At 76.2% G+C, this 6,361-nt stretch carries 4 protein-coding genes; 3 read left to right on the top strand and 1 reads right to left on the bottom strand.

The features are described from left to right. The first annotated feature begins 26 nt into the window (after positions 1 to 26). From yfbR to RI554_10055, 3 genes are all read left to right on the top strand, one after another. Entirely contained in the window at positions 27 to 605 is a 579-nt protein-coding gene (gene yfbR, locus RI554_10065; protein ID MDR9392360.1) for a 5'-deoxynucleotidase, read from the top strand. Between the two features lie 241 nt (positions 606 to 846). Continuing rightward, positions 847 to 2,619 carry a cation:proton antiporter gene (locus RI554_10060; GenBank protein ID MDR9392359.1) on the top strand — a complete coding sequence of 591 codons (1,773 nt, stop codon included), beginning with the start codon at positions 847 to 849 and terminating at the stop codon, positions 2,617 to 2,619. A 95-nt stretch (positions 2,620 to 2,714) separates the two neighbouring features. Then, positions 2,715 to 4,106, top strand: coding sequence for a site-specific integrase (locus RI554_10055; GenBank protein ID MDR9392358.1), 1,392 nt, complete (start codon positions 2,715 to 2,717; stop codon positions 4,104 to 4,106). 19 nt (positions 4,107 to 4,125) lie between these two features. Here the strand turns inward: RI554_10055 and RI554_10050 are convergent. Then, positions 4,126 to 6,361 (bottom strand): hypothetical protein (locus RI554_10050; protein MDR9392357.1); only part of this gene is annotated, 2,236 nt, incomplete at its 5' end.

The raw sequence follows: 6,361 nt of genomic DNA, 5'->3' as shown, positions 1-6,361 counted from the left end.
CGCGCGGGAACGGTAGCCTACGCGGCGTGAGTCACTTCTTCGCCTACCTGTCGCGCCTGAAGTTGATCGAGCGGTGGGGCCTCATGCGCTCGACGCGTTCCGAGAACACCCAGGAACACAGCCTGCAGGTCGCGATGTTCGCGCACGCCCTCGCGGTGCTGAAGAACGAGCGGTTCGGCGGGAACGTCGATCCCGAGCGCGCAGCGTTGCTGGCGGTCTACCACGACGCCGAGGAGGTCATCACCGGCGACGTCCCGACGCCGGTCAAGTACTTCACCCCCGAGGTCGCGTCGGCGATGGGGGGCGTGGCGCACGCCGCCCGCGAGCGCCTGGTGAGGATGCTGCCGGAGCCGCTGGACGCGCACGTCGCGCCGCTCCTGCAGCCGCGCGAGGAGGACGCCGACGCGTGGGCGTGCGTCAAGGCGGCGGACACGCTGGCGGCCTACCTGAAGTGCGTCGAGGAGGCGACGGCGGGGAACCGCGAGTTCGCGCACGCCGAAGCGGCGTTGGCGCGGCAGCTCGACGACCTGCACGACCCCGCCGTGGAGGCGTTCCGCGCGACGTTCGAGGACGGGTTTCGGCGCACGTTGGACGAACTGGCGTAGGGCGGTGTGACGCGCGGGATGCGTCGTGCGGGCTCGGGCCGGGTACTCTGACGCCATGCGGCAGCACGAACGACGCACGCGGTCGCACCATCCGGGCGGTCGCGCCTGGACGCCGCACGCGTGGTTCGACGACGCGCCGCGCGCCTGACGCCGGCCGTCGCGGTCGTCGCGCCGCCCCCCTTCGCACGTTCCCCGCTCGTTTCGTTCCCATTCCGGCGTTCGCGCCGTCGGGAGGACCCGCATGGATCTTCCGTTGCTCGACCTGCTTCTCATCCTCGTCGCCGCGTACGTCGGCGGCCGCCTCGCCCAACGCCTCGGGTACCCCGCCGTGCTCGGGGAGTTGGCGGCCGGCATCGTGCTCGGTCCGCCGCTCTTGGGCCTGCTCGAGGGGGGCGACGCGGTCGCCGTCCTCGCCGAGGTCGGCGTCCTGTTGATGATGCTGTACATCGGCATGGAGATCGACCCCCGCGAGCTGGGCAAAGCCAGCGTCGGGGGGGTGTTGGCGGCGCTCGGCGGCTTCGTGCTGCCGTTCGGCCTCGGCTTCTGGGTGGTGACCGCCACCGGCGGGGCGCCGATCGCCGGGGTGTTCGTCGGGATGGCGATGGGGGTGACGTCGCTCGCGACGAAGTCGCGGATCCTGGTGGACCTGCGGATCCTCGATACGCGCATCGCGCACGTCATGATGGCGGGCGCGCTGCTGGCCGACACGCTGTCGTTGTTGATCTTCGCCGGCATCACCAGCGTCGTGGCGGTGGGGTCGCTCGACCTGGCGGGCGTCGCCTGGATCGCGGCGAAGGTGACGGTGTTCTTCGCGGTCGCTTGGTTCGCGGGCGTGCGCGCGCTGCCGTGGGCCTACCGGGCGCTGGCGAGCCGCAACCTGGAGCGCGCCGGCCTGGTGCCGCTCGTGCTGTTGGTCGCCTTCGCCTTCGCCGAGGCCGCGCACCTGGCGGGCCTGCACGGGATTCTGGGGACGTTCATCGCCGGTCTGGCGCTCCGCGAAGCGATCGGCGAGCGGCGCCTCTCGCACGACCTGACCGAGCTCGTGCGCGACGTGTCGCTCGGCTTCCTCGCGCCGGTGTTCTTCGTCACCGCCGGCTTCGAGGTGACGTTCGGCGTGTTCACCGAGGCGCCGGGCCTGCTCGCGGCGGTCATCGTGCTGGCGACGCTCGGGAAGATCGTGGGGACGGCGCTCGCGTACCTGCCGACCGGGCACGGGTGGCGCGAGGGGATCGTGCTGGGGGCCGGCATGAACGGGCGCGGGGCGGTCGAGATCATCATCGCCGGGATCGGGCTGCAGGCGGGCATCATCGACCGCACGATCTTCTCGATCCTCGTGTTCATGGCGATCGCGACGACCGCGACGGTGCCGTTGTTCCTGACGTGGGGGGTCCGTTGGCTGCAGGGGCGCGGCGAGCTGGTGCGCAGCGACGGGCGGCGCGGCACGATCGTGGTCGGCGCGAGCCCGTTGGCGCTGGAGGTGGCGCGCCGGCTCGCGGAGGGCGGCGCGGTGACGGTCGTGGACCGCAACCCCGACGCGATCCAGGCGGCGGAGGCGGCGGGGCTGAGCGCGGTCCGGGGCGACGCCCTCGATGCGGCGACGCTGCAGCGCGCCGGCGTCGAGGAGGCGGGGCGGGTGGTGGCGCTCACCGCCAACCCCGAGGTGAACGTGCTGGCGGTCCAGCGGGCGCGGGAGCGCTGGTTGGTGCCCAACCTGACGGCGTTGCTGCCGAGCGAGGGGGACGGCGGCCTGTTCACCGTTCTCGAGGGGTTGGGCGGGCACGTGGCGTTCGCGCGGGCGGTCGACGTCGCGGCGTGGGACGCCGCGCTCGCGCGGGGCGCGACGGAGACCGACGAGATCGAGGTGGGGGGCGACGAGGACGCGGTGCGGGCGGCGGGCCGCGCGATCGCGGACGGCGAGGCGTTGCCGCTGGTGGTGCGGCGGGGCGAGGCGGTCGTGCCGTTCGGGGGGCCGCTCGAGGCGGGCGACCGGGTGGTGACGCTGCGGTGGACCTGAGGGTCCGCGCCGCCGCCGACCGGCCGGCCGACGCCACCCGATCAGGTGTTAACAATCGCATAATGTCTCTTGTGGGTTGGGGGTTAACATCTGGCATGGTCGCTCCGACGGACGCCGCCCCGGCCCGCGAACTCGCCCTGAAGCTGCTGCGGCCCGACCGCAGCGCCCGCAGCGCCCGCGAGGTCCTCCGCGACCCCGCCGCCCTCGCCGCGGCCTTCACGCTCCTCCGGGCGTTCGGCGGCCGCGTGGACGCGAAGCGCGCATCGGTCCTCGCGCGCGCCCTCGGCGCCGACGGCGCCCCGGAATCGCTCGCCGCCCTCGGCCGCGAGCTCGGCGTCAGCCGCGTGCGCGCCCACGCGCTGTTCCGCGCCGGCATCGACGACCTCGTGCAGGCCGCCGCCGACGCCGACCTCGCGCTCGCCGCCGGCAGCGACCTCGCCGTCGCCGACGAGACCACCGTCGACGCCGCCGTCCGCTGGGCCTCCATGAGCCCCAAGACCCGCCGCGTGCAGGCCGTCCGCGCGGCGAACGAGCGCGACGCCGTCGCCCTCTGGGAGCTCACGCAGTACGTCCTCGTCACCCGCGGCCGCAAGCGCGCCGCCATGAGCGACCACACCCGCCAGGCGTACGCGCGCGGCGTGCGCGACCTCGTCGAGGCATGGCGCGACGAGAACCTCCTGGCGCCCAGCGCCGACGCCGGCGCGGTCTGGTTGATCCGCCTCGAGACCGACCTCGTCGAGGTCACCCGCCACGGGCGGACCGAACGCAAACCGCGGGCGGCGAGCACCGTCGCGGTCAAGCTCGCCGCCGGCAAGGCGCTCTACCGCGCCCTCCGCCACGTCGGCGCGACCGACGCCGACCCCTTCCGGGACCTCACCGCCCCCGTCGACCCGACCGCCCCCGAGGACAAGCGCGAGGCCTACCGCGCCGGCGAGGTCGCGCGCCTCCTCGCCGCCGCCGACCCCGTCGACCGCGCGTTCGTCCACCTGTGCGCCAGCGCCGGCCTCCGCAACGCCGAAGCCACCGGCCTCACCTGGGGGCAGGTCGACGCGAAGGAGGGCCTCCTCCGCCGCGTCCACGGCAAAGGCGGCCGCATCCGCGACGTCCCCGCCGCCGACGCGGTCCTGGACGCCCTCGACGCCATCCGACCCGCGCACGCCGACGCCGACGCGCGCGTCCTGGGGTTCGGACCGGCCCGCGCCCGCGCGCGCCTGAAGGCGCTGTGCGCCCGCGCGGAGGTCCGCTACGAGGGACGCGAAGTGCACGGCCTCCGCCACACCGCCGGCACCGAGGTCACCCGGAGTTTCGGCATCGACGCCGCCGCCGACCTCCTGCGCCACGCGAACCTGCAGACCACCCGCCGCTACAGCAAACGCAGTCGCGCCGAACGGCGCGCCATCGTCGACGCCGTCGCCGGCGACTACGCGACGACCCCCGACGCCTCGCCCCCCGACGCGACGGACACCGGCGGCGACGAGGACGCCTGAGGCGCCGCCCGCGCCGACCTCACGTGGGGGCGGCGCCGGACCCCGGCCCGTCGGTCGGCGCCGGATGCGTACGCGGTTCGTCCTCCCCCTTGCGGATCGAGAACACCCGGCTCACCCCCCGCTCCGTCGTGACCCCCCACAACGTCTCCGCCACCTCGAACGTCGCCTTCTGGTGCGTGATCAACACGAACTGCGTGCCCTGCGCCGCGAGCCGCTCCAGGAACGCCCGGTAGCGACGGATGTTCGCCTCGTCCAACGGCGCATCGACCTCGTCCAGCACCGCGATCGGGAGGCCCGACGTCCCCCGTTCCTCCCCCATCAGCGAAAACAGGAAGGCGAGCGCCCCCATCGTCCGCTCCCCGACCGACAGCAGCCCCAGCGCCTGCGTCTGCTTCCCGGGCGGCTGCAAGCGGATCCGGAGCCCCGTCGGACGTCCCCCCTCGAGCTCCGCCTGAACCGCCCCCTCCCCCTCCGGCCCGAACAACTCCGCGACGTGCGCCTCGAACCGCGCCCGGACCCCCCGAATCGCGTCGTTCAGCCGCGCGGTGGTCTCCCGATCGAGGCGATCGAGGGTCGACGTCAACGCCTCCACCGCCTCGCGCGCCTCGTCCACGTCCGCGCGCCGCGCCGCCTGCTCCCCCTCCAGCCCCTCCAGGTTCTGCGCCGCAAGGTGGTTCACCGCCCCGATCGCCTCGAGCTCCGCCTCCGCGTCGCGCAACCGCGAGCGGGCGGCGCGATCGTTGAGTTCGAGCGCCTCGAGGCCCTCCGGGAACCCGTCGACCTCCGCCTCCGCCGCCTCGAGCGCCTGCTCGCGCCGGGCGCGCTGCACCCGCGCTGCCTCCAACGCCTCGCTCGTCTCGCCCCGCGCCCGCTGCGCCGCCTCCGCGGCGGCCTCCGCCTCGCGAAGCGCCTCCCGCGCCGCTTCGCGCGCGGCCTCCGCGGCGGGCAGGACGTCCGGCATCGCCTCGCGCGCCGCCGCCGCGCGGGCCTCCGCGTCGCGCACCGACGCCCAACCCGCCTCGATCGCCTCCCCGAGCCGCGCGACGTCCCGCGCGAGCGTCTCGGCGCGCGCCACGTCCTCGTCGTACCGCGCCCGCGCCGCGGCGTACGCCCGCGCGCGCTCCTCCGCCCGCGAGCGCACCTCCGTCGCCCGCGCGCTCGCCTCGAACGCCGGCGTCTCCGCCGCTCGCGCGTCCCGCAGCGCCGCCCGGGCCGCCTCGTCCTCGCTCCGGACGGCGTCCAGGTCGGGCGCGTCCTCGGTCGGCGCCGGCGCGGCCGGAAGGTCCGCCTCGGCGGCGAGATGCGCGGCGAGCGACCGCTCGACGTCCTCGCGTAGGCGCGCCTGCGCGGCCGCCTCCTCGCGCCACGCCGCCGCTCGCCGGCGCGCCTCGCGGGCGGCGTCGCGCGCCCGCATCGCCCGCCCCGCCGCCGTCTCGAACGCCGCCTGCGCGGCCTCCACCTCCCTCCGCGCCTCCGCCTCCGCGGCGGCGGTGGCGTCGGCGTCCGCCTCCGCGGTCTCGACCTCCGCGGCGGCACCCACCACCGGACTGCGGCCCTGCCGCTTCCCACCCGAAAGGGCGCCCCCCGGGTCGAGGACCGCGCCCTCCAGCGTCACCAGCCGCGGGCGGGACGCCGCCCGCCGCGCCAGGGCGGTGGCCTGCTCCGTGGTCTCCACGAGGACGGTGCCGCTCAGCAGGTCGTCGGCGACGACCTGGAAGCGCGGCTCGACCGTCACGACGTCGGTGGCGCGCCCGAGGACGCCGTCGGCGGCGAGCACCGCCCCGTCGACCGGCGCCGGACGTCCCCGCACCAGGTCGAGGGGCAGGAGCGTCACCCACCCGCCCACCTCGCGGACGTACGCGAGCACCTCCCGCGCGACCGCCTCGTTCTCGACGACGACGAACTCCGCGCGGCGCGCGAGCGCCAACGCGATCGCCTCCTCGTAGCCCGCCTCGACGCGCAGCAGGTCCGCGACCGACCCCAGCACGCCCTCGAGGCCGCTCGTCAGCGCCTGCCGCGGGCCCTCGGCGTAGCCGCGCCGCGCGGCGAACGCCGCGCGCTGGCGCTCGGCGTCCCGCGCCCGCGCGCGCGCCTCCGCCGCGGCGTCCGCCAGGCGCCCCTGGGCCGCCTCGAGGCGGCGGCGGACCTCGGCGAGCGCCGCCTCCGCCGCCTCGAGCGCCGCCTCGGCTTCGGCCTCCGCCGCCACCGCGCCGGGGTCGGCGTCCGCGTCCCCCCCATCCCGGACCTCCGCCAGG

The organism is Trueperaceae bacterium (assembly GCA_031581195.1).
Lineage (GTDB): Bacteria > Deinococcota > Deinococci > Deinococcales > Trueperaceae > SLSQ01.
This window is presented reverse-complemented; position numbering and strand designations above follow the sequence as displayed.

Bases quoted from the DNA above. Each gene is read 5' to 3' on its own strand.
- RI554_10060 (MDR9392359.1), top strand. From the start codon at position 847: ATGGATCTTCCGTTGCTCGACCTGCTTCTCATCCTCGTCGCCGCGTAC.
- RI554_10055 (MDR9392358.1), top strand. From the start codon at position 2,715: ATGGTCGCTCCGACGGACGCCGCCCCGGCCCGCGAACTCGCCCTGAAG.